Source organism: Mycobacterium sp. NGS64, assembly GCF_059812245.1.
Map to the genome: position 1 here is coordinate 181,388 of NZ_JCALCI010000002.1, position 21,919 is coordinate 203,306.

The following is a 21,919-nucleotide window of genomic DNA, read 5'->3' on the forward strand; positions in this document are numbered from 1 at the left end:
TGAACGTGGTCACCCTGTCGCCGCCGATGGTCGTCGCGAAGGAGGGGTCAGCGACGCGCGGACAGGCGAGAATGGCGGCCATGAACGAACCAGACAACCTCGGAATCGACGTAGCGCTCTTCTGCCCGGCACAACACCACGTCGGCAACCTCAGAAAGTTTGCAGCCGAGATCGGCTATCAGCCCAGAGGCGGAATGCTCGCGGCGTGGCCGCAACACCCGTCGGACTCGTGGTGGGAAGTCCGATGCCCCGACGGCTGCCCCGGCGTATTCGGCGGCGCCGTGGATCCGATCCGCCAAGAGGTGAAGCGGCTCGCAGACGACCCCAGGCGCACCAATGCGCACTACACGCTGAAGCAGGTCGGCTGACCGCGCGGAGACCACGCGTCAATTGCTGCGCCCAATTCAGCGGCGAAATCACGGATCATTTGCGCGCGGTGATGCTCTTAACCAACGGGCCGCGGGAATGCCGAATATCTATAGAAGACCGCCGGCGGGACGTCGACGGAATTACCTCAGAATTAACTAGGAGATCGCTTTGACGGGCGCGCGGCGCCATAAGATCGCCGGGCATGAGCGCTCCTACCAGCACCCCTTCGCCCGGGCCGGGGTGGTGGCTGGCATCCGACGGTCAGTGGTACCCGCAGCGGTGGGAGAGCAATTTCATCTACCGCACGAATGAGTCTCTGCAAGCCGTCGTCGAGGAGGTCGCCGACTGTCGAAGGCCTACGGGGAACAGGGCTGGGAAATCGTGAACTCCTCGGTGCAACGCACTCAGGTCGCCCACCACTTCAAGGGCTACGACAAGGACGGCGAGCTGTATTTCGAATGGAGCATGGTCTGCACGCTCAAACGGCCGCTCCGTCCCGGCTAGGGATTGGGTCCATTCCACCGAAACGAAACCCGTTGTGCACCTTGGCCAGCGTCCGGGACCGGCCGGTTGAACGCGCAATGAACCTCTCGGCAGCTTCGGCGCCCCCCGTCTAGCACCGGCGGCCGCACGGTGGTTCGATCGAAATCGAAAGAGATGCAACGATTTCAGGAGAATCCATGGCAACTCTGCCGGTCCAGCGTCAACCCAGAACCCTGATGCCCGATCTCACCGAGCTCTTCAGCGGCACCCCCCTATTGGCGGGCCTGCGCCCGCTTTTCGACCGCAACCTGCTGCGGGTCGAGGACGAGTTGAACGACGGCCGCTACGAGGTTCGCGCCGAGATCCCAGGCGTCGACCCCGCGAAGGACATCGACATCACCGTGCACGACGGGATGCTGACCATCAAGGCCGTGCGCAGCCAGGCCGTCGAATCCCACGGTCGGTCCGAATTCAGCTACGGGGCCTTCGCGCGCTCCGTCCCACTGCCCGCCGGGGCCGACGTCGATGACGTCCACGCCACCTACGAAAAGGGCATCCTCGCCGTCTCGGTGCCGGTCCCCAACGGCGCGCCGGCGGCCAAACGCATCGAGGTCGAAACTCGGGAGTAATTCCGCGGCCAACGGCCACTGAGTCCCCGGGCGTGCCATCCGGTGGTGCGATGCGGGCGGAACGCTTCGATCCCGATATGTCAGCATTGGAATCGTGAACGCACGCCAATTGGCTCGTTTGCTTGTTTCCGCGGTGGTGACGACCGGGGCGGCGCTCCTTGGCGCACCGATCCTCGCTCCCCCCGCCTCGGCCGCCCCCTGCCCCGACGTCGACGTGACGTTCGCCCGCGGCACCGATGAGCCGCCGGGCGTCGGCGGCGTCGGGCAGGCTTTCATCGACTCGCTACGTTCGCAGGTCGGCGGTCGGTCCCTTGGGGTGTATGCCGTCAACTACCCGGCCACCGAGGATTGGCCCCCGTCCGCATCCGCCGGCGCCGTCGACGCGAACGCCCATGTTCAATCCATGGTCGCGACCTGTCCCAACACCAAGCTGGTGCTCGGCGGATATTCCGAAGGCGCCATGGTGATAGATCTGATCACCATCGCCCGAGCGTCGATCGCGGGTTTCAACGCCGACACGCTGTCGGCCGACGAGGCAGCCCACGTGGCCGCCGTCGCCGTGTTCGGGAATATGGCCGACAGGGTTGTAGGGCCCATGAACGAGGCCAGCCCCTGGTACGGGGCCAAGGCCATCGACTTGTGCGCGCCCGGCGATCCGGTGTGTTCTGGGGGCGGCCTGTCGCTGCCCTCGCACGACCAGATGTTCTCCCCGGAGCACTTGTCGTATCAGCAGTCGGGGATGCCCAGTCAGGCAGCGAGTTTCGTGGCGAGTCACCTCTAACGCCTGCGGCGCGGACGACGATTTCGACGGTAAGCGGCGTGACGCTGACGAGTCATCACTGTCGACACCGCCGCTGCTCGGGATAGCGCTCGCAATCGTTGGCACAGTCTCGAAGCTGCGCACATGTCGTCCCGTGGCATTGGGTCGAAAAGATGAGGTAGCCAACTACTCATGCCAACCACATCGGGGACGGTCGAGGATCACCGGTGTGAACTCACTTCTTGATTTCACAGAGAAATTCGGCATGGCGGACACGGCACCATGAGGTCGAGGCGTGGCATGGGTATCAGACCTCTCAGCAACCCCCGAGCTTTGAGCAACCTCCGGGCGTCGACGGCCTGAAAGGAAGGCTCCGAAATGAGGAAGTTTGTCGTAGCGACGGAAGCTTTGGGGGCCCTTACCGCGGTGACGTTGGGGCTTGCAGCTCCGGCTGCGGCGGATACCGGCGCTGACGTTGTGAGCAACCTGGAAACGCAGGGCTACCAAGTGCAGTGGCTACCCCAGGTCCCGAGATCGCAGCTGCCGCAGTGCTTGGTCAAGGGACAACACCCCAGCTATCTCGACCCATCGGTCGGCCTGCAGGAAAGGCAGCACACGCTGGTCCAGATCGACGTGTCATGCCCTTCGAATTAACAAACCGGCCGAATGCCGGCCCGGAGCCGAGGCAAAGAACTGGATTCCCCCTCGAAAGGAGTTAAGACAATGACCGCCACTGTCAGCACAACTCCCTCTCACGAGCTGACGACGCCCGTCGCCCGGTCGGTTCCCGCGGAATCGCCGCCCTGCCCGCAACCCAATCACTCGGGAGGGCGCCGTATGAGTCCAGCCTCGCGCGAGCCGAGCTCACACGCCACCGCAACGCTATTGCGCCAAACCGCGAGACGGCAGCAGCGTCTACGGCTAACCCGACCGGCGCGTCCCGTTGTTCAAAACCGCAGGCACCGAATGCTAGGAGGGGTCAAGCAGAATCTCGCCAAGCTGGTCGTTAGGCTTGATTGGGCGAAGGTCATTGCATTCATCGCGGCCGTGGGTGCGCTCGTAGGAACAATTTACTCGTTTAAATCATTACAATCGACTATAAACCAGAACACGCAATCGGCAAAAGGTCAGCTGAGCGATCGACTTAACAAGGCGATTGGCTATCTTAACCCTAATAATAACAACGCCAAAGATGTAGTCGTGGGCGGCATTTACTCGTTAGAACAGATCAGCCAGGATAACTTGGCGGATGATAACTTTCGGATGGTGGTGTTCGATGTGCTGGAGACGTATGTTGCCAGCCACTCGCCCACGGAATGCCCTAAGCTCGCCCCCCTTGCTAACGTTTCCCCACCGTCTGCCGACGTTAAGGCCGCCCTAACAGTGATCGGAAGATATAGGTTTCCGGAGAAGGTTGACCTCGCCAACGTCTGTTTAATCGGCGCAGAACTGAAAGAGGCAAGACTCAATAACGCCTGGCTGAGACGCACGACTCTCACTGGAGCAGCCCTAGCCGGGGTTAATCTAGCTTACGCGGATTTGTCGGGCGCAATTCTGAAAAATGCGTATCTCGGCAAAACCGATAAATTTGGAAAAGACGGAAAGCAAACGAACGCCAACCTGACCGACGCGAACCTGACCGGCGCGAATCTGACCTACGCAATTCTGACCGACGCGGATTTGACCCAGGCCGATTTCAGGGACGCGAATCTGACCGACGCCAATCTGACAAATGCGGATTTGACCCGCGCAGACTTGACCGGCGCGGATTTGACCCGAGCGAATCTGACCGGCACGAAGCTCAATGGCATTGCGTACTCCGCGTCCACCCGGTGGCCGGATGGCTACACCCCACCGCCGAGTCGGACCCAGCCGTAGTGTTCTTCACCTTCACGGACGCACCAAACCTGTTGGTGTAGAAGCAAGAACGGGTCCGGCATGTGCGCGAGCCGGCAGACCGCCAAGCCCCCGCCTTCTTGCCTGTCAGGGTGCGAGCCGGACAAAGCCTGGCGACGGATCCGCGGGGACCCCGCCTCCATTTCCGCCGGGGCTACCACCGCCGTTGCCACCACCGGTGCTACCGCCGCCGCTGCCTCCGGCGCCGCCCGGCTGCGGGCCCCCTGCGGGCTCCATCTGCTGCGGTGGCGGTGGCGGCTGCTGGGGCGGGGGCTTCGCGGTTTGCGGCGGGGGCGGCGGGTGCTTTGGTGCGGACGGCGCCGCTATCGGCTGCCGTGGCGTCTGGATCTGCGCCGCTTGCGGTGGCGGTACCGGAAGCTGCGGCGGATTGGGATCGTCGATCTCCCCGACAGGAACGGCCCACGGTGTCTCCCGCGGATCGCTCCGCAAGTCGACCGCCGGCCGGGTCACCCGGTGCGCGGACCCTTCCCACCCGCTGGGATTGGTCCTGAGGGAAGCGATTTTGCCCCGATCGTAGGGACAGTAGGCCCCGACCGCGGCGGTGATGAAGCGCGCCTCGGTGCGGGCGAGGCGGCCCAGGTCGAAATCGCGCTCGCTCGGGTCGATGCCAACCGCATTGTTGACCATCGCGTCCACCAAGCCGGCCGCCGGCATGCCGGCGTCGAGCGTGCGGCACACGTCATGGCCCGTTTCGATGAGGCTCGGGACGCCACGGAGTGCGGGGATGCCTTGTTGATCGAGCAGTGCCAGGAACCGCTCGTCTTGGCTCGGGTCGGCAATAGCCGCGCCGCCGCGCACAATTGCAGCTCCAGTTAGCACCACAATGGCGGTAATCAGGGCACCGGAGCGGCCGGTGGTGCCGGTGAACATAGGAGGGATTTCCGTTCTGGTCGGGCCGTCGCGTGACGGGCGAATTGCCATCTACACCACGCACGTGCGCCGCCCCTCCGGTTTCACGGCGCACGTGCCAACACTGCTATACCTAGAATCCGTTCACCATTTGTTCATCTTTTGTTAACCAATCCGTTCATAATAAATCACCGCGATTCCGCGGTAAATACCCGATTTCCTGAGCCGAGCCGGATCAGCTCAAACACGTTGCGGTACAAGGCAACAGAGATTCCGTCGACACCGAAAGCCGCTAAGCAATCGGTTACAACGGCACCGACGCGCCGCGATTAGCAGTCGATCTCTGCGTTCAGGTCGAATTCGGCGAACGTGCGCGACACGCTTTCCCGTAGCTCCTCTTTGGTGTTCGACCGCCCGAGAAGATACGCCGAGATTCGGATGAACATCTTGCCGCGGCCCCGCCCCGAACCCAGGAACAATTGTCCGCCCATGGCCTCGAGCGTGCTTTGCTTCATATCGGGCTCGAGGTTTCTCATGTACGCGTGATCGGCGTCGGTGCCGTCGGGGCGGTTCGCCGACGGGGACAGGTCACCGACGTTGGAGCAAGTGACCGGCAGCGTGGAGCCACCCGTCGCCATCCCCGCGACTTTCCTGGCCGCCCATACCGGCGTCAACGCGGCCAGCGGCAGCGGCGCCAGCCACTCGTTGTCGGGGTCCTCCATCGCCTCGAGGATCGTTTGCGTGATCTTGGCCTGCATATCGGCCAGGTCCGTCGCCGCGTGCGTCGGGTCGACCGGAACGTCGACGCTGGTGAGCGCGTTGCCCCGGGTATCGCCTTCGGTCCGCAGCGTCACCATGAATCGGAGGGTGACGGTCCCGTCGTCCTGAACCCGACCCATCCGCACCGCGAGCCGGCAAGCGATACCCGCCACCAGTGAGTTGCTGCTTGCGCCAAGGCTTTTCGCGCGCGCATCCCATTCGGCAAGGTCGACGTATGCCGTGAGGGCGGGCACCTCCACCGGCCGGTCGTCGGCCGACCTCCTCGGTGACGGCGGTGCCGCCTTGAACGATGAGTTGAGTTCCTTGCGGTCGCGCCGGGCCCGGCGAGCCACCGCGGCCAACGCGTGCCCTATGTCGGGCAGGTCTTTGACGGTTTGCCGAAGATCCTCGCGCACGGCCCGCCCGAGGGTGCGCGATCCCGCGGGGGGATAGCCCAGATCGCGCGTCCTGCCCTCGACGGCGTCTTCTATCGCCTGGCCGAACGCGATGGCGTCGACGATCGTGTGCGAGGCCACCAGGCTTACCGCGGTGCCGCCGTCCTCGAGCGGAAGCACCCCGAGGTGCCAGGCCGGCCCCCATTCCGGGTCGATGGGCAGGCGGGCCCGCTCGTCGGCCCACGCGTTCACTTGGGCACGCGGACGTGGCGCCGCGGCAAAGTCGATCTCCTCCGGCGGCGGTGCCTTCACCCAGCGATCGCGCGCGAATGGCAACGTGGACCGTTCGATCCGGCGTCCCAACAACCCGCGGCCCAGGTTGCGGTGAAAACGCTTTAGCCCCTCGACGTCGATGGCACGGTCGTAGATCCAGGTGACCTGAATCAGCGCGCCGTGCACCGCTCGCAGCGCCAGGAACGCCGCCTGATCCAGGTATGCGAGCCGATTGTCGACGGGCTCGTCGCCACACGTGCTGACCTGAGCCGCCGGCGCGGCGGGCGCGGTGGTGTCGGTCAGCAGCTCCGCGAGGTGCCCGGCGAGCTTCGCCGGGGTCGGGTGGTCGAAGGCCAGCGTCGCCGGCAGGGCCAGGCCGGTGCGTTGGTTCACCGTGTTGCGCAGTTCCAGGGCCGTCAGGGAGTCAATGCCGAGTTCCTTGAAGGGAATCTCGGGGTCGAGGGCGGCCGGGTCGGGGTGGGCCAACACGGTGGCGGTGGTGGCGGTGACCATCGCGGTGAGGGTGTCCAGCCGTTGTTGCGGCGTTTGGGTGGCCAGCGTGGCGGCCAGCGTGCGCGGGCTGGCGGTGGCGGCCTGGCGGCGGCTGGTGGTCAGGGCGGACAGGATCGGGTCCAGCGTGCCGTTGCGCGCCTGGCGGGCCAGCGCGGCGGTGTTGAACGGGCTGGCCAGCAGGTTGGTCGGCTGACTGGTGAGCGCCGCGTCGAAGAGCGCCAGGCCGTGCTCGTTGGTGATGGGGGTGAGCCCGGTGCTGCTCAGGCGGGTCAGGTCACTGGTGCTGAGGTGGGCGGTCATCCCGGACGGGGTTTGCCAATAGCCCCAGGCCAGGCTGGTGGCCTGGCGTTGGGTGTGATGCCGGTGGCGGGCCAGCGCGTCCAGGAACGCGTTGGCGGCCGCGTAGTTGGCCTGCCCGGCGCTGCCCAGGATGCCCGCGGCCGAGGAGAACAGGACGAACGCGGCCAGGTCGCGGTCGGCGGTGAGGTGATGCAGGTGCCAGGCCGCGTCGGCCTTGGCGGCCAAGACCGCATCGAGCTGTTCGGGGCTCAAATCGGTCACCAGCGCGTCGTCGAGGACGCCCGCGGCGTGGATCACCGCGATCAACGGGTGGTCGGCGGGGATCGTGTCGAGCGCAGCGGCCACCGCGGCGGGGTTGCTGGTGTCGCACGCGGCGATCGCGACTTGGGCGCCGAGCCCGGCCAGCCGCTCTTGCAGTTCGCCGGCCCCGGGCGCGTCGATTCCGCTGCGAGACAACAGCAATAAATGTTCGACGCCGTAGCGGATGATCAGGTGTTCGGCGAACAGCGCGCCAAGCATCCCGGTGCCGCCCGTGATCAGCGCCGTGCCTTGGGGATCCAATACCGCGGGCGGGATCAGCACGATCTTTCCGGTGTGGCGGGCTTGGCTCATGTCGCGGAAGGCTTGCGGGGCGTTCAGCAGGCCGTAGCTCGTGGTGGGCAGCGGCTTGAGCACGCCGGCGGCGAACATTTCGGTCAGGGCGGCCCATGCGGGCTGCAGGGTTTGCGCCGGTTCGCTGGACAGGTCGTAGACCTGATAGTCGACTCCGGGATGGGACGCGGCGATGTCGCCAGACCGGCGGATGTCGGTCTTGCCGATTTCGACGAAACTGCCTCCGCGGGGCAGCAATTGCAGCGACGCGTCGATGAACTCGCCGGCCAGGCTGTTGAGCACGACGTCCATGCCTTGCCCATCGGTGGCAGCTTTGAAGGTGTCGACGAAGTCCAGCGTGCGCGACGACGCGATGTGGGCGGGGTCGAGCCCCAGCTGGCCCAGCACGTGGTGTTTGTTCGGGTGGGCGGTGGCGAACACCTCGGCACCGAGGTGGCGGGCGATCTGGATGGCGGCCTGACCGACGCCTCCGGCGCCGGCATGGATGAGCACGCGTTGGCCGGCCGATAGCCCGGCGATGTCGACCAACGCGGCATAGGCGGTGAGAAACACGATCGGCGCGGATGCGGCCTGGGTGAACGACCATCCGTCCGGGACGGGCACCACCATGCGCTCGTCGGCGATCGCGGTGGGCGCGAACGCGTTATGCGGGAAAAGCCCCATCACCGCATCACCGGGGCGCAGCGATGCGCCCGGGGCGGCGTCGAGGACGACCCCCGCTGCTTCGCTGCCCATTCCGTCATCGGCGATCGCGCCCAAGGCGACGACCACGTCTCGGAAGTTCAGCCCGGCGGCCCGGATCTGAACGCGAATCTGCCCCGGCGCCAGGGTATTTGGCGCATCGGTGGGGAGCAGGGCCAGGTTGGTCAGGTCACCTTTGCCGGTGGTGCCCAACCGCCAGTCGGGACCATCGGGTGGGGTCAGGGTTGGGATGCGGGCCACGCGGGGGATGTGGGCAACACCGTTGCGCAGGGCCAACTCCGGCTCGCCCGCCGGTCGCGCCGAGGCGATGGCCAGCAGGGTGGCGGCGGTGGCTGGGGTGTCGTCGGTGTCGATCAGGGTGATGCGGCCGGCGTGCTCGTTCGCAGCGGTGTGGATCAGCGCCCAGACCGCGGCGTGCGCCAAATCCGGGACACCATCGTAAGCGCCGATGCTGACCGCATGGCGGGTGACGATCACCAAATGGGCGCTGGCATTGTCCGGACGGGTCAGCCAGCCCTGAAGTTGGGCCAAGGCATGCCGGGCCAGGGCGTGCACCCGCCGAAGCGGATCGGTTTCGGCGGGTCGCGGTAGGGCCCAGATGACCAGCTCCGGGCACGGGGTCAAGGTGGCCAGGTCGTCATGAATTGTGGCGCGGGACAGGTCATTCGGCAACTGCTCGGGTGAATCGGTGCACACCGCCCATGCCGTTGGCTCGTCCGCGGACACACCGGGCAGGTCGGGCAGCGACGGCCAGGTGAGCTCGAACATGCTCTCGGAGAGCCCGGCCGTCGAAGCGGGCCGGCCGATCTGGTCGGACATGGCGCGCAACGTCACCGCGCCGATGGTGATCACCGCAGCGCCGGTGGGGTCGGTGGCGTGCAGCGTGAAAGTGTCCTCGCCGGTCCGGGTGAGGTGCACGCGCAGCTCGGTGGCCGCGGTGGCATGCAGCGCAATTCCGTTGAACGCGTACGGAAGTCGCGGCGATCCCGAGTCATTCCCGTCCAGCACGGAGGCCAACGGGTGCAGGGCCGCGTCAAGCAGGGCCGGGTGGATGCCGTAGCCGGCGACCTCGGTGCCGGCGGGCAGCGCCACCTCGGCGTAGACGGCGTCGGGTCGGGCCGCATCGGTGCCGATGCTCCGCACCGATCGGAACGGACCGCCGTAGTTGTAGCCCTGCTGAGCCAGCCGGTCGTAGAAGTCGTCCTGGTCGAGCGCCTCCGCACCCAGCGCCGGCGGCGGGGAACCGGCGGCCGGCTGGCGCACGGTGAGCGCGCCGCTGGCGTGCAGCGTCCACGCGGCACGAAGCTGGCCGCCGGCGCGCGAGTGCACGCTGAACGGGCGTCGGCCCAGCTCGTCGAGCGGGTGAACCAGGACCTGCAGATCGGTCGGCGCCTGCTCCGACAACGCCAGGGCGGTGTGCAGGATCAGCTCGTCGATCATCGGGGCACCGGCGAGCTCCCCGGCCCGCAGGATCACTTCGATGAACCCCGTCGCCGGGAACAAGATGGTGTCGTTGACCCGATGGCCGCCCAGCCATTCCTGGGTGCCGGGCGACAGCCGCCCGCTGACCATGATCTGGTCTTCGTCGGCCAATTCGGCGACCGCTCCCAGCAAGGGGTGCTCGGCGCGGTCCAGGCCGAGGGCGGCGGCGTCATCGGCCGGCGTGGGGGCGAGCCAGTAGCGGCGGTGGTCGAAGGGGTAGGTGGGCAGGGCGACGGTGCGGGCGTGTGGGTAGAGCGCTGGCCATGAGGGGCTGTGGCCGTGAGTGTGCAACTGCGCCAACGCCATAGCCAGGCTGTCGTGGTCCGGACGTTCCCGGTGCAGCGTGATGACGACCGTCGACTGGGCACGCCCGGGGGTCTGTGCCAGCGTATCGGCCAGCGCGGGCGCCAACACCGGATGCGGGGACAGCTCGACAAATGTGCACTCCCCCGCGGCCAGCCGCTCGGACACCCGGTCATAAAAGCGCACCGGCTCACGCAGATTGCGATACCAGTAGCCGGCGTCCATCGTGGTGGTGTCCAACGGGTCACCCAAAACCGCATGTCCCACCGTCGAATACAACGGAATGCGGGATAAGGCCGGGCTGACTTCGCCCAGCTCGGCGAGCAGCCGCTCGCGCACCGCCTCAACCTGCGCGCAGTGCGAGGCGTAATCCACCGCAATCGCCCGGAACTGTATGCCATCGCGCTCACAGGCCGCGCTGAACTGCTCCATCGCGGAAGGCTCGCCGCTGATGATGGTGTGCGACGGGCCGTTGATCGCCGAAATGCTCAACGCCGCGCCCCACGGGCGCAGCAGGGGCTCGAGTTGCTCGGCGCCCAGCAGCACCGAGGCCATCGCACCGGCCCCACACAGTTCGCCCAGCGCCTGGCTGCGCCGCGCCACAATCTGGGCCGCCTCGGGCAGGGAAAACACGCCGGCGATGTACGCCGCGGCGATCTCGCCCTGCGAGTGTCCGATCACCGCGTCGGGCACGATGCCGTAAGAGCTGAGCACCTCGGCCAACGAGACCATCATCGTAAACAGCACCGGCTGAACCACATCGACACGATCCAGCGCCGGCGCCCCCGGCTCCTGCAACAGGACCGCGCGCACCGACCAGCCGGTGAACGGGCGCAACGCCTCGTCGCAGTCATCGACCATCGCCGCAAAGACGCGGTGGCGCTCGTAAAGCTCGCGCCCCATGCCCGGGTATTGGCCGCCCTGGCCGGGCAGGACGAACACGGTCTTGCCGCGGACCTGGGCCAGGTAGTGGTGTTGGGTGAGCTGCGGGTGGGCGTGGCCGTCGCGCAGGGCTAGCAGCGCGCCCAGCAGGTCTTCGCGGGGATCGGCGCGGTCGACCGCTCCGCCGATCACCGCCCGATACGGGTGATGAGTGCGGGTGGTGGCCAGGCTGTAGGCCACATCGGCGAGATCCAGTTCCGGATGAGCGAGCAAGTATTCGTGCAGCCGGTCGGCCTGCGCGCGCAACGCCGCGGGCGTGCGCGCCGACACCGGCCACACCCGCAGCCCGAAGTCGACACCCCCGGGTTCTTCGGCCGGCTCGACCGGCGCTTCGGGGGCTTGTTGCACGATCACGTGGGCGTTGGTGCCGCTAATCCCGAACGACGACACCGCCGCGGTGCGCGGATGATCGGCCTGCGGCCAGGGCACCGGCTCGGTCAACAGCCGCACCGTGCCCGCCGACCAATCCACATGCGGGCTCGGGGCCTCCACATTCAACGTCGGCGGCAAACTGTCATGCCGCAGCGCCTCGATCATCTTGATCAACCCCGCCACCCCCGCGGCGGCCTGGGTGTGCCCGATATTCGACTTGATCGATCCCACCCACAACGGGTGATCCGCCGAGCGGGCCGCACCATAGGTGGCGATCAGCGCACCGGCCTCGATCGGATCACCCAACGTGGTGCCGGTGCCGTGCGCCTCGACCACATCGACCTGACCAAGCCCGATGCCCGCGTTGGCCGCCGCCTGGGCGATGACGCGTCGCTGCGCGGGCCCATTGGGCGCCGTCAGCCCGTTGGAGGCGCCGTCCTGGTTGATCGCCGACCCCGCGATCACCGCCACCACCGGATGATCATTGCGCCGCGCATCGCTGAGCCGCTCGAGCACCAGCACCGCCGCGCCCTCGCCCCAGCCGGTGCCATCGGCGTTGGCCGAGAACGCTTTACAGCGCCCGTCGGCGGCCAATCCGCGCTGGCGGGCGAACTCGGTGAAGACCGACGGCGTCGTCATCACCGTCACCCCACCGGCCAACGCCAACGAAGACTCGCCATTGCGCAGCGACTGACACGCCAAATGCGTGGCCACCAACGACGACGAACAGGCCGTATCAATCGTGATCGCCGGGCCCTGCAACCCCAGCGCATAAGCGATTCGCCCGGAGGCCACGCTTGGGGACAGGCCGGTCAGCGCGTAGCCCTCCACTCCCTCCGAGCCACCCCCGCCGTAGGACTGTGACCACGCGCCGACGAACACGCCGGTCGCGGTACGCACCAACCCGGCCGGGTCAATTCGGGCCGTTTCCAACGCTTCCCAGCACACCTCCAGCAGCTGCCGCTGCTGGGGATCCATGGTTTGGGCCTCACGCCCCGAGATCCCGAAGAACTCGGCGTCGAACTCGGCCGCGTCCGCCAGGAACCCTCCGGAGCGGGTGTAGGTCTTGCCCACCGCATCCGGGTCGGGGTCGAACAACTCCCCCAAATTCCAACCCCGGTCGGCCGGAAACGCCCCGACGGCGTCGGTGCCGCTGGCCACCAGGTCCCACAATGCCTCCGGCGAATCCACCCCACCGGGGAATCGGCACGCCATGCCCACCACGGCGATCGGCTCGTCCACCGCCACCTGCGACTCCACCGGCGAGGCCGCCGCGACCGGCCCGATCAGCAGCTGGGCTAGGTGGGCGGCCAACTCGTCGGGGGTGGGATAGTCGAACGCCAGCGTCGGCGGCAACGGCAGCTCGGTCTCGGTCTTGAGCCGGTCGAGCAATTCGGTGGCTTTCACCGAATCAAAACCAAGGTCGCGAAACGCCGACCCGGGGTCGATGTCGTCCGGGCTGGGACGCCCCAACACCGCCGCCGCCTGCGCGCAGACCATCCCCACCAGCAGGTCTTGTTGCTGCTGGCTTAGCGTGCGAACACGTTGGGCCAATCCCGAGTCGGCCCCGGCGTCCGCGGCGGTGTCCTCGACCGCGCGCGGCTGTGACGGGCCGATGTGCGCGTCCAAACGGGTGAATGCGCCCTGCTGATAAAGCTTTGAGCAATCCCGTCGCCTCACCTTGCCGCTCGTGGTGAGGGGAATCGAATGTGGCGGCACCAGAACGAGATCCGCGACGCTCAGTTCGTGCGTCCTCGATATCGCTGCGATGATTTCACGCCGGGTGGCGATCAACCGTTGCGCGTCCTCTTCGGAATCGCCGCCGGGCTTGAGTTCGACGATTGTGACAAGTTTCTCGGGACCGTCATCATCCGAAACCGCGATCGCCACGCAGCGGCCGCGTGTGATCTCCTGGATCGTCGCCTCGATGTCGTCGGGAGAATGGTTGCGCCCGTAGACGATCAGGAGATCCTTGATCCGGCCGACGATGAACATCTCGCCTTCGGAGTAGAAGCCCAGGTCCCCCGTCCGCAGCCATGGCCCTTCCGGTGTGCCGTCCGACGCGCCGACGATCGTTCTGCCGAAGACACGTTCTGTCTCTTCGGGTTTCTGCCAATAGCCCGAGCAGACGTTCTCGCCGATCGTCCAGATCTCGCCGACCGTGCCCTCCGGGCACTCCATGCTCGTCTCGGGGTCGACGATTCGCACGATCGGCCACTTCGGCATGCCATAACTGACCAGCGGGATACCGGCACCATCCGCGCACCGCTCACCACGGCCGGCGGTCATCTGCTCCGAATCGAAAGAAACGGTCACCGGGGGGTGGCCCGATTCGCGGGTCGCCACCACGAGGGTGGCTTCCGCGAGTCCGTAGGAGGGACGCAACGCCTCGGGCCGGAAGTTGAAGCGGGCGAACCGGTCCGCGAAGCGCCATAGCGTCGGGGGGTTCACGCGTTCGGCGCCGTTGAGGATGGTGTGCACGCCCCCGAGGTCCAGCCCCGCCAGGTCGTCGTCCGACGTCTTTCGCGTCGCCAATTCGAAGGCGATGTTGGGTGCGGCCGAGAAGGCGTGCGGATTGCCGGCCAGCATTTGCATCCACCGCGCCGGGCGCTGCAGGAAGGCCGGCGGGCTCGTGAGCACGGTGGGGAATCCCCACAGGACCGGGAAGGCGATGCCCAGGATCAAACCCATGTCGTGGAACAGCGGCAGCCACGACACCACGGTGGTGTCCGGCGGTGCCATGCCCCCGTCCGCCTCGTAGTACATGGCCATGATCTGCTCGCAGTTGACCTGAATGTTCTTGTGCGAGACGACAACTCCCGCGGGCGTCCGGGTCGACCCGGAGGTGTATTGCAGGTGCGCGATGCTCGTCGCGCCGTGGGCGTCCGCGGCGACCGTTTGCCGAGAGTCAAGATCCAGCCGATCGACCTCGACGACCGATGGCGCACCGGGCTCCGACTTCGCATACTCGGCGATGACGTCCACGGCAGCGGATGTGGTCAGAATCGTCGAAGGCGACGCGTCATGCAGGACGGCGCTGACCCGCTCGTCGCTGGCGCCCCCCACCGGCATCGACAGCGGAACCGCGATCTGACCGGCCTGCAGTGCGCCGAGAAAGCCGACGACGTACTCGAGCCCCTGCGGCGCCAGGATGACGGCGCGATCGCCGGTTGACGCGCAAGATTTGAGTTCCCGTGCGAGGTTCAGCGTGCGGCGATACAGCTGTGACCACGTCAGGCTTTCCGCAGCGCCCTCCCAGTCGTTCTCGTAATCGACATAGGTGAACGCCAGGTCGTTGGGCCGCGAACTGGCACGCTCCCGCAGGACCTCGGGAATGGAATGCTCAAGCACAGCTTGACGATACCGATGAACGCACGGGGCGTCGGCGAAACCGCCCAGCCCAGAAAAGCCGCTGGCGCGCGGCTGAGCACGTGGGTTTTCGCTTCGGCTCCCGGCTGCTACGCGGGCAGGTGCAGCCTCATGACCTCGATCAGGTGACGTCCGACGTCGTCGAGCGGATCGGTCGACTGCGTCGCGATCGCGAGGATGACGGCGCCTTCGATGGCGGCGACCGTGAGGGTCGCGAGTGAGCGTGCGTTGTCACGATCGGCGCCGGAGCTGACCAGCCGGTCGGCCAGGATCGCCTGCCAGTCACCAAAGGCCTCGCGGGCCGCCTGGGCGGCCGCCGGCGCTTCGGAGCGACCCAGGACGGCCGCCACAATCGGGCAGCCCGCTTGGAGCTGCGTCGCGGTCAGCTGCGCCTTCCACGCGTCGATAAAGGTCTGGATCGCCTCGGCGGGATCCCCGCCGTCGTGCCCCGACCGGATCACCGCCGTCAACTCGTCCCCCGCCAGGCGGGTGGCTTCGGCGACGAGCTCGGCCTTGCCGCCGGGAAAGTTCAGGTAGACGGTCCTGCGGGCGACTCCGCTGTCCTCCAGCAGCGCGTTGAGGCCCGTTCCGGCGACTCCCCGCCGTCGCACCAATCCCGTGACGCTGGCGATGAGAGCATCCCGCGCCGACATATGTCGCCGCCTTTCGTTGCACCTAAGGCTTGAACTATACCAATCGGTCTACTAGCCTGAGCGCCATGACGAGCACCAACGCGCAGAAGACGCTGCGAAAGTTCCGGAGGGAACGTGCGATCGGACGCTATCTGCTCAACCCGGCGGTGAAGGGGTTGAGCGCGCTCGGGGTGCGCACCGCCATGGCCACCGAACTGGAGACCATCGGCCGCAAGACCGGCCAGGCGCGCCGGGTTCCGGTGTCGGCCCAATTCGACGACGGCGGCGCGTGGGTTATCTGCCAGCACGGCAGCCGCTCCGGCTGGGGCAAGAACATCGCCGACAACCCGAATGTCCGCCTGCGACAGGGCAATCAGTGGCGCACCGGGTTCGCGACATTCCGGCCGGACGACGACGTCGTCGCGCGCGCCCGCAAGTTCGGACGGCTGGCGGCCAAGATGGTGAAGGCGTTGGAGACGACGCCGGTGTCCGTCCGAATCGACTTCACCTAGTTGCTAAGCGCCCGGCGCGTACTGCCAGACCGTGTCGTGGCCCGCCGCCGTCGTCGGGTTGCACCACATGGTGTGCCCGGCGGCGTCGCGCGCGGTGGCGTTCCGCACGGAGCACGGGTGGCCAGCGGCCGGGAGGTTGAAGTAGGCGACCGCCATACCGATCGCGATGATGATCGCGGTGGCGGAAGAGACCATCGCCAACCGGAGGAATCCGAGTTTCCTGTTCGCCTTCTTCTCCGCCGTGGTGCGCATGGGGTGCTCCTCCCGTCAGATGCCGGATCGTTGCTGCTCGTGAACTGAGCATCGGCGGGAGGGCTTGAGGGATCCTCAATGGATTCTTGGTGAGCGTTTGGGCCGGTGAGCGCGCCAAGTACCGTTATCCGGGTGAGCCAGTCCGACCCCGTCCTATACAGCGTCGACGCCCGCGTCGCGCTCATCACCGTCAACGATCCCGATCGGCGCAACGCCTTCACCGACGAGATGTCGGCGCGCCTGCGGGAGGCCGTGGAGCGGGCCGAGGCCGATCCCGACGTGCACGCCGTCGTGGTCACCGGCGCGGGCAAGGCTTTTTGCGCCGGCGCCGACCTCAGCGCCCTGGGCGCCGCAGGTGCGGGCGCGGCGGAGTCGGGGCTGCGGCGCATCTACGACGGCTTCATGGCCGTCGGCAACTGCCGGTTGCCCACGATCGCCGCGGTCAACGGGGCGGCCGTCGGCGCGGGCCTGAACCTGGCCTTGGCCGCCGACGTGCGCATCGCGGGGCCCGGCGCGTTGTTCGACGCCCGCTTCCAAAAGCTCGGCCTCCACCCCGGCGGGGGCGCGACCTGGATGCTGCAACGCGCGGTGGGTCCCCAGGTCGCGCGCGCTGCCCTGTTGTTCGGGATGCGCTTCGACGCCGAATCCGCTGTGCGGCACGGGTTGGCGCTCACCGTCGCCGACCATCCCGTCGCCGCGGCGCTGGAGCTGGCCGCGGGTCCCGCGGCGGCTCCCCGTGACGTGGTGCTGGCGACCAAGGCGACCATGCGCGCCACGATCAACCCGGGATCGGTGGACACCGAGCAGCACGACCTCGCCATGCTCACGGAGCTCGGCCCGCAGGCGTTCTCCATCCAATCGCCGGAATTCGCAAGCAGATTGGCCGCGGCGCGGCGCCGTTAGACGACCACCGCGTCCGCGTTTCAGCGGGGCCGCTAGCTCGTGGGATCTCCCGCGCAATGGGTGTGGTCCTTGAGGACCGTTCCCCCGGCGGAGTTTGCAACTGCGGCGGCCTCCGCGTCCTCACGTGTGGCACCCCAGCCGCCGAAGTATCTGGTGTGCGCCGGGGGCATGGCGATCGCCACGCACCCGCCCGGCCCGCTGGCCAACAGGCGACAGTCGCTGATCGTATTGCGACACGCCGACATCACCGTCTTCTCCGCGTCGGATTGGCTGCTTCCCCCAGTGGTGAACTTGATCTTCCCCGTGGAATCCGAGATCGCCATGGCAATCCACGGGTCGTCGGCATGAGCGAGCGGCATTGCCGCGAATGCCATCCCGATCGCGATTGCTACGGCCGCTGGTTTCTTCATGGCGCTCCCCGCCCTTTCCCATTGCGCTGCGCCGCAGTGGCGCAGGTAAGCGCGAGGAGACGATTCTCCCCCGTTACCGCTGCGCGCGCGACAGCAGCCCGGCCACCACCGCCCTGACCTGCACGTTTACCGCGAGGAGTCGTTTCTCAAATCGCGGGGAGGCGCAACCTGTGGTACACCATCACCAGCGCTCGGCGCACCTGAACGGATCCAGAGGGGAACACGAGCATGGCCATCGGACGACGATTCGTAGTTACCACGATGTTCGCCGGTTTAGTCGTCGTCGCGGCCGGGACGGCGTGGGCTGACACGCCGACCATGGACGGCAGCTACACCGAGACCGCGACACTGCCTTCCGGTGGAACCCTCACCTCCAGCTGGACGGTCAACTCCTGCGGCGACGGATGCGTCTTCATCAAGGCGGGCGCGGGCGGGAGCCAGGCGCGGTTGGTCGACGGGCAATGGGTGCTCGACACGCTCAACAACATCAGTTGCGCGGACGGTTCATACACGCAATACGGGGCGAGCTCGCACATGACGTGGGATCCGAACACCCTCACCGGAACGGCCCAACACACCTACATCGTGCCGGCCTGCGGCCGACCGGCGGGCTACACCGAGACCGACCAGATAAAGATCGAACAGACCCCCTCGACGTCGGCGACGCCGACGCCGACGCAGACGCCGGCGTCCTCCTGACGCCTACAGGTCCAGCAGAGCGGTCTCGGGCGACTCCATCAGATCCCGCAGCTCGCAGACGAACTGCGCCACCTGGGCGCCGTCGGCGATGCGATGATCGAACACGCACGTCATGCTCATCGTCGACCGGACAACAACCTCGTCGCCGACGACAAGCGGTCGTGGCCTGATCGCTCCCATGCCCAGGATCGCCGCCTCCGGATGGTTGATCACCGGCACGCCGTCGTCCACGCCCAGCGCCCCGAAGTTCGACACCGTGAACGTCGAGCCCAGCAACTGCGCGGGCGTCAGGCTGCCCTCCCGCGCGCCGGCGATCAATTCGGCTGTCCTGCTAGCCAGTTCGCGGGTCGTCTTGTTCTGTGCGTCGCTGATCACCGGGACCAGCAGCCCCCGTTGGGTGGCCACGCCGAACCCCAGATGCACGCCTCGATGGACCTGCACCTGCGGTCCTTCGGGCGAGTCGACCCAGGTCGAGTTGAGAATCAGGTTGCGGCCCAAGGCGATAACGAGAAGCCGCAGCGTCAGCACGAACGGCGTGATCTCCGGGTGAGCCGGACGACAACGGTCGCGCAGCCGCAGCAGCGCGCTGCAGTCGACGTCGACGCGGACCGTGGCGGCCGGGATTTCTTTGTGGGACAACGCCATCTTCTCGGCCATCCGGGCCTGCACGCCGCGGACCGGCCGAATGTCCCGCCCCGTCCCGCGGGCGGCCGCCAGCACGTCGGCGCGGGTGATGATCTCTCCCGGATCGCGCCGGATCGACGCGAGGTCGACCGCGAGTTCCTTGGCCAGCTTGCGCGCGGGTGGCGCGGCGAGCGGCCGGGCGGCCCGTCGGCTCGCGTCGATGGCCGCGTCGGCGCCGTAGCCGACCAGCGTCGGCGCCGCGGCCTCACCGTTGGTGCCGGCGGGCGCGGTGTCGATGCGGACCAGCACCGCGCCGACCTTGAGCACATCGCCCGCGGCCCCGTTGGTCTCGACGATTCGCCCGGCGTACGGGCTCGGGATTTCCACCTCGGCCTTGGCGGTTTCCACCGAACACAAGACCTGGTTGAGCTCGACCTCGTCGCCGGCGGTGACGTACCAGCACGACACCGTCACCTCTTCCAGCCCCTCGCCGAGGTCGGGAACCCGGAACGGCTTGATGCGCTCGTCGGTGCTCACGGCAGGCCCAGCACGCGCTCGACGCAGTCCAGCAGCCGGTCGGGGCCGGGTAACCACAGCCTTTCCAACCGGGCCGGCGGATAGGGCGTGTCAAAACCACAGGCGCGCAATACCGGTGCCTCCAGCTCGTAGAACATCTCCTCCTGGATGCGGGCGGCCAGGCCGGCCCCGTAGCCCAGGCTGCGCGGTCCTTCGTGCAACACCACGCAGCGCCCCGTCCGATGGATCGACGCGGCGATCGTGTCGAAGTCCAGCGGGACCAGTGACCGCAGATCGATGACCTCCAGGCTCCAGTCGTGTTGGCGCTGGGCATCTTCCGCGGTGGCCACGGCGGTTCTCACCAGGCTGCCGTAGGTTATGACGGTCACGTCCCGGCCCGGGCGCCGCACGATCGCCTGCCCGATGGACGGTTCCGGCCGGCTGACGTCGACCAGGCCGCGGCCCTGGTAGCGCCGCTTCGGCTCGAGGTACATCACCGGGTCGGGGCAGGCGATCGCGTGGCGAAGCAGCCAATAGGCGTCGCCCGGGCTGGACGGCACCACCACCTTCAGGCCGGCGGTGTGCGCCCAGTAGGACTCCGTGGAGTCCGAATGATGTTCGGCCGCACCGATTCCGCCGAACGACGGGATCCGGACGGTGACGGGCATGTTGATCTCGCCGCGGGTGCGGGTGCGGTACTTGGCCAGGTGGCTGACCACCTGATCGAAGGCCGGGTAGGAGAATCCGTCGAACTGGATCTCCGGCACCGGGACAAAGCCGCGCAGCGCCAGGCCGACCGCGATGCCGATGATGGCCGACTCCGCCAGCGGCGTGTCGAAACACCTTTGCTCGCCGAAGGTTTGGGCGAGCCCTTCGGTCACCCGGAAGACCCCGCCTTCGACGGAGACATCCTCGCCGAACACCAGGACGCGATCGTCGGCTTCCATCGCGTCGTGCAGCGCGCGGTTGAGCGCCTGCACCATGGTCAGCTGTTGCGTTCCGGTTGCCGCATCAAGGGCGGGCAGACCCGGGGGCTCGGCGAGCTGGGTCACTCGAGCCTCCCCAGTTCGGCCAGAAGCTGTTGGCGTTGTGCCTCCAGCCCGGGCGTGATCTCGGCGTACACCGTGGTGAACACCTCGTCGACGTCGAAGTCGGGCGCGTCGAACACCGCCTCGCGCAGTTCGGACCGCAGCCGCTTTCCGCGCGCGATGACCCGATCCTCCAGGCGTTGCGACCACAGGTCCCGGCCCTGTAAGTACGTGCGGTAGCGCGGGATCGGGTCCAGCGCCGCCCACCGGTCCACTTCATCCTGGCTGCGGTATCGGCTCGGATCGTCGGAGGTGGTGTGCGGGCCGAGCCGGTAGGTGACCGCCTCGATCAACGTCGGGCCGCCACCGGCCCGGGCCCGGGCGGCGGCCTCGGCCGTCACCGCGTAGCACGCCAGGACGTCGTTGCCGTCCACCCGGATCCCGGGCATTCCGTAGCCGATTGCCTTGTGCGCGATGGAAGGAGCGGCCGTCTGTTTGGAGACCGGCACCGAAATCGCCCACTGGTTGTTCTGCACGTAGAACACGCACGGCGTCGTAAACACGGCGGCGAAGTTCAGCGCCTCGTGCACGTCGCCCTCGCTGGTGGCGCCGTCGCCGAGGAAGGCCACCGTCACCGAATCCTCCCCCAGGCGTTGCGCGGCCATCGCCGCGCCGACGGCGTGCAGGGTCTGGGTGCCGATCGCGATCGACATTGGGGCGCAGCATTTCTTGGTGAAATCGAGGCCGCCGTGCCACGTTCCCCGCCACGCGGCCCCCACGTGCCCGGGTGGGATACCGCGCACCAGATAGGCGCCGAGCTCACGATATTGCGGAAACAGCCAGTCGGTCTTGCGCAGGCACGCCGCGGCGCCGACCTGGGCGGCTTCCTGGCCGCGGCACGACGCGAACAGCGCCAGTTGCCCTTGGCGTTTCAGGTTGACGAACTCGGTGTCGAGCTCGCGGGTGACGACCATCATCTCGTAGAGCCAGCACAGCGTCTCCGGCGGAAGGTCGCGGCCGTAGCGCCGCTCGGCGGTCGGCGTGCCGTCGGCGGCGATGAGCTGGATCGGCTCCAGGTCGACGGTCATCGGCTTCCGAGCGAATTCCGTCATACCGCCTCCTTGGCGATCGCCAACTCCAGGAGAGTCTCCGCTCGCCGCGAGACTGGCGTATCCCCCATTATGCGCCCAAATACGAAGACGCCGCGTTGATCGCGGCTCAGCAAAAAGCGTGTCGCATAAGCGACCCGCTAACATCTTGCCGGTGGTCCGCGGAGACGACTGAAGGGTGCGCGGATGTCAACTAAACCTGGAG

The 21,919-nt window shown here is 67.4% G+C and carries 16 protein-coding genes; 8 read left to right on the forward strand and 8 right to left on the reverse strand.

The features are described from left to right. The first annotated feature begins 80 nt into the window (after positions 1-80). The 5 genes from AC5Y4S_RS09190 to AC5Y4S_RS09210 all read left to right on the forward strand — a co-directional run bounded on the left by AC5Y4S_RS09190 (position 81) and on the right by AC5Y4S_RS09210 (position 4,119). Positions 81-368, forward strand: a complete 288-nt coding sequence (locus AC5Y4S_RS09190; RefSeq protein ID WP_156766502.1) for a hypothetical protein — start codon at positions 81-83, stop codon at positions 366-368. Between the two features lie 382 nt (positions 369-750). Next, complete coding sequence (locus tag AC5Y4S_RS09195) at positions 751-873, forward strand: hypothetical protein (RefSeq protein WP_500032310.1); 123 nt, start codon at positions 751-753, stop codon at positions 871-873. A gap of 176 nt (positions 874-1,049) precedes the next feature. After that, entirely contained in the window at positions 1,050-1,481 is a 432-nt protein-coding gene (locus tag AC5Y4S_RS09200) for an Hsp20/alpha crystallin family protein (RefSeq protein ID WP_500032311.1), read from the forward strand. Positions 1,482-1,575: 94 nt separating this feature from the next. Then, a complete protein-coding gene (locus AC5Y4S_RS09205) occupies positions 1,576-2,262 on the forward strand; it encodes a cutinase family protein (RefSeq protein ID WP_500032312.1) in 687 nt (228 codons plus the stop codon). A 945-nt stretch (positions 2,263-3,207) separates the two neighbouring features. Further along, positions 3,208-4,119 (forward strand): pentapeptide repeat-containing protein, encoded by a 912-nt coding sequence (locus tag AC5Y4S_RS09210; RefSeq protein ID WP_500032313.1) that lies wholly within the window; start codon positions 3,208-3,210, stop codon positions 4,117-4,119. A 105-nt stretch (positions 4,120-4,224) separates the two neighbouring features. On the opposite strand, the gene AC5Y4S_RS09215 is transcribed toward AC5Y4S_RS09210, so the two are convergent. The 3 genes from AC5Y4S_RS09215 to AC5Y4S_RS09225 all read right to left on the reverse strand — a co-directional run bounded on the left by AC5Y4S_RS09215 (position 4,225) and on the right by AC5Y4S_RS09225 (position 15,682). Beyond that, positions 4,225-5,028 (reverse strand): DUF732 domain-containing protein, encoded by an 804-nt coding sequence (locus AC5Y4S_RS09215; protein WP_500032314.1) that lies wholly within the window; start codon positions 5,026-5,028, stop codon positions 4,225-4,227. A 308-nt stretch (positions 5,029-5,336) separates the two neighbouring features. Beyond that, a complete protein-coding gene (locus AC5Y4S_RS09220) occupies positions 5,337-15,011 on the reverse strand; it encodes a fatty-acid--AMP ligase (RefSeq protein WP_500032315.1) in 9,675 nt (3,224 codons plus the stop codon). Between the two features lie 107 nt (positions 15,012-15,118). Next, the gene (locus AC5Y4S_RS09225; RefSeq protein WP_500032316.1) at positions 15,119-15,682 is read right to left on the reverse strand and encodes a TetR/AcrR family transcriptional regulator; all 564 of its coding nucleotides are present in this window, start codon (positions 15,680-15,682) and stop codon (positions 15,119-15,121) included. 65 nt (positions 15,683-15,747) lie between these two features. Here AC5Y4S_RS09225 and AC5Y4S_RS09230 point away from each other — a divergent pair, with 65 nt between their 5' ends. After that, positions 15,748-16,173, forward strand: coding sequence for a nitroreductase/quinone reductase family protein (locus AC5Y4S_RS09230; protein WP_500032317.1), 426 nt, complete (start codon positions 15,748-15,750; stop codon positions 16,171-16,173). 3 nt (positions 16,174-16,176) lie between these two features. Here AC5Y4S_RS09230 and AC5Y4S_RS09235 read toward each other — a convergent pair whose 3' ends face one another. After that, entirely contained in the window at positions 16,177-16,425 is a 249-nt protein-coding gene (locus AC5Y4S_RS09235) for a hypothetical protein (RefSeq protein WP_500032318.1), read from the reverse strand. 132 nt (positions 16,426-16,557) lie between these two features. Here AC5Y4S_RS09235 and AC5Y4S_RS09240 point away from each other — a divergent pair, with 132 nt between their 5' ends. Beyond that, entirely contained in the window at positions 16,558-17,328 is a 771-nt protein-coding gene (locus AC5Y4S_RS09240; RefSeq protein WP_500032319.1) for an enoyl-CoA hydratase, read from the forward strand. A gap of 32 nt (positions 17,329-17,360) precedes the next feature. On the opposite strand, the gene AC5Y4S_RS09245 is transcribed toward AC5Y4S_RS09240, so the two are convergent. Further along, positions 17,361-17,738, reverse strand: coding sequence for a DUF4189 domain-containing protein (locus AC5Y4S_RS09245; RefSeq protein ID WP_500032320.1), 378 nt, complete (start codon positions 17,736-17,738; stop codon positions 17,361-17,363). A 228-nt stretch (positions 17,739-17,966) separates the two neighbouring features. Here AC5Y4S_RS09245 and AC5Y4S_RS09250 point away from each other — a divergent pair, with 228 nt between their 5' ends. Continuing rightward, a complete protein-coding gene (locus AC5Y4S_RS09250; protein WP_500032321.1) occupies positions 17,967-18,437 on the forward strand; it encodes a hypothetical protein in 471 nt (156 codons plus the stop codon). Between the two features lie 3 nt (positions 18,438-18,440). On the opposite strand, the gene AC5Y4S_RS09255 is transcribed toward AC5Y4S_RS09250, so the two are convergent. Genes AC5Y4S_RS09255 through pdhA form a run of 3 tightly spaced genes read right to left on the reverse strand, consistent with a single transcriptional unit; the run spans position 18,441 to position 21,717 of the window. Further along, entirely contained in the window at positions 18,441-19,598 is a 1,158-nt protein-coding gene (locus AC5Y4S_RS09255; protein ID WP_500032322.1) for a dihydrolipoamide acetyltransferase family protein, read from the reverse strand. After that, entirely contained in the window at positions 19,595-20,629 is a 1,035-nt protein-coding gene (gene bkdB / locus AC5Y4S_RS09260; protein WP_500032323.1) for a 3-methyl-2-oxobutanoate dehydrogenase subunit beta, read from the reverse strand. Before bkdB ends, AC5Y4S_RS09255 begins: the two co-directional genes overlap by 4 nt. Next, the gene (gene pdhA / locus AC5Y4S_RS09265) at positions 20,626-21,717 is read right to left on the reverse strand and encodes a pyruvate dehydrogenase (acetyl-transferring) E1 component subunit alpha (protein ID WP_500032324.1); all 1,092 of its coding nucleotides are present in this window, start codon (positions 21,715-21,717) and stop codon (positions 20,626-20,628) included. The genes bkdB and pdhA overlap by 4 nt, the downstream gene beginning before the upstream one ends. Positions 21,718-21,919: the final 202 nt, after the last annotated feature.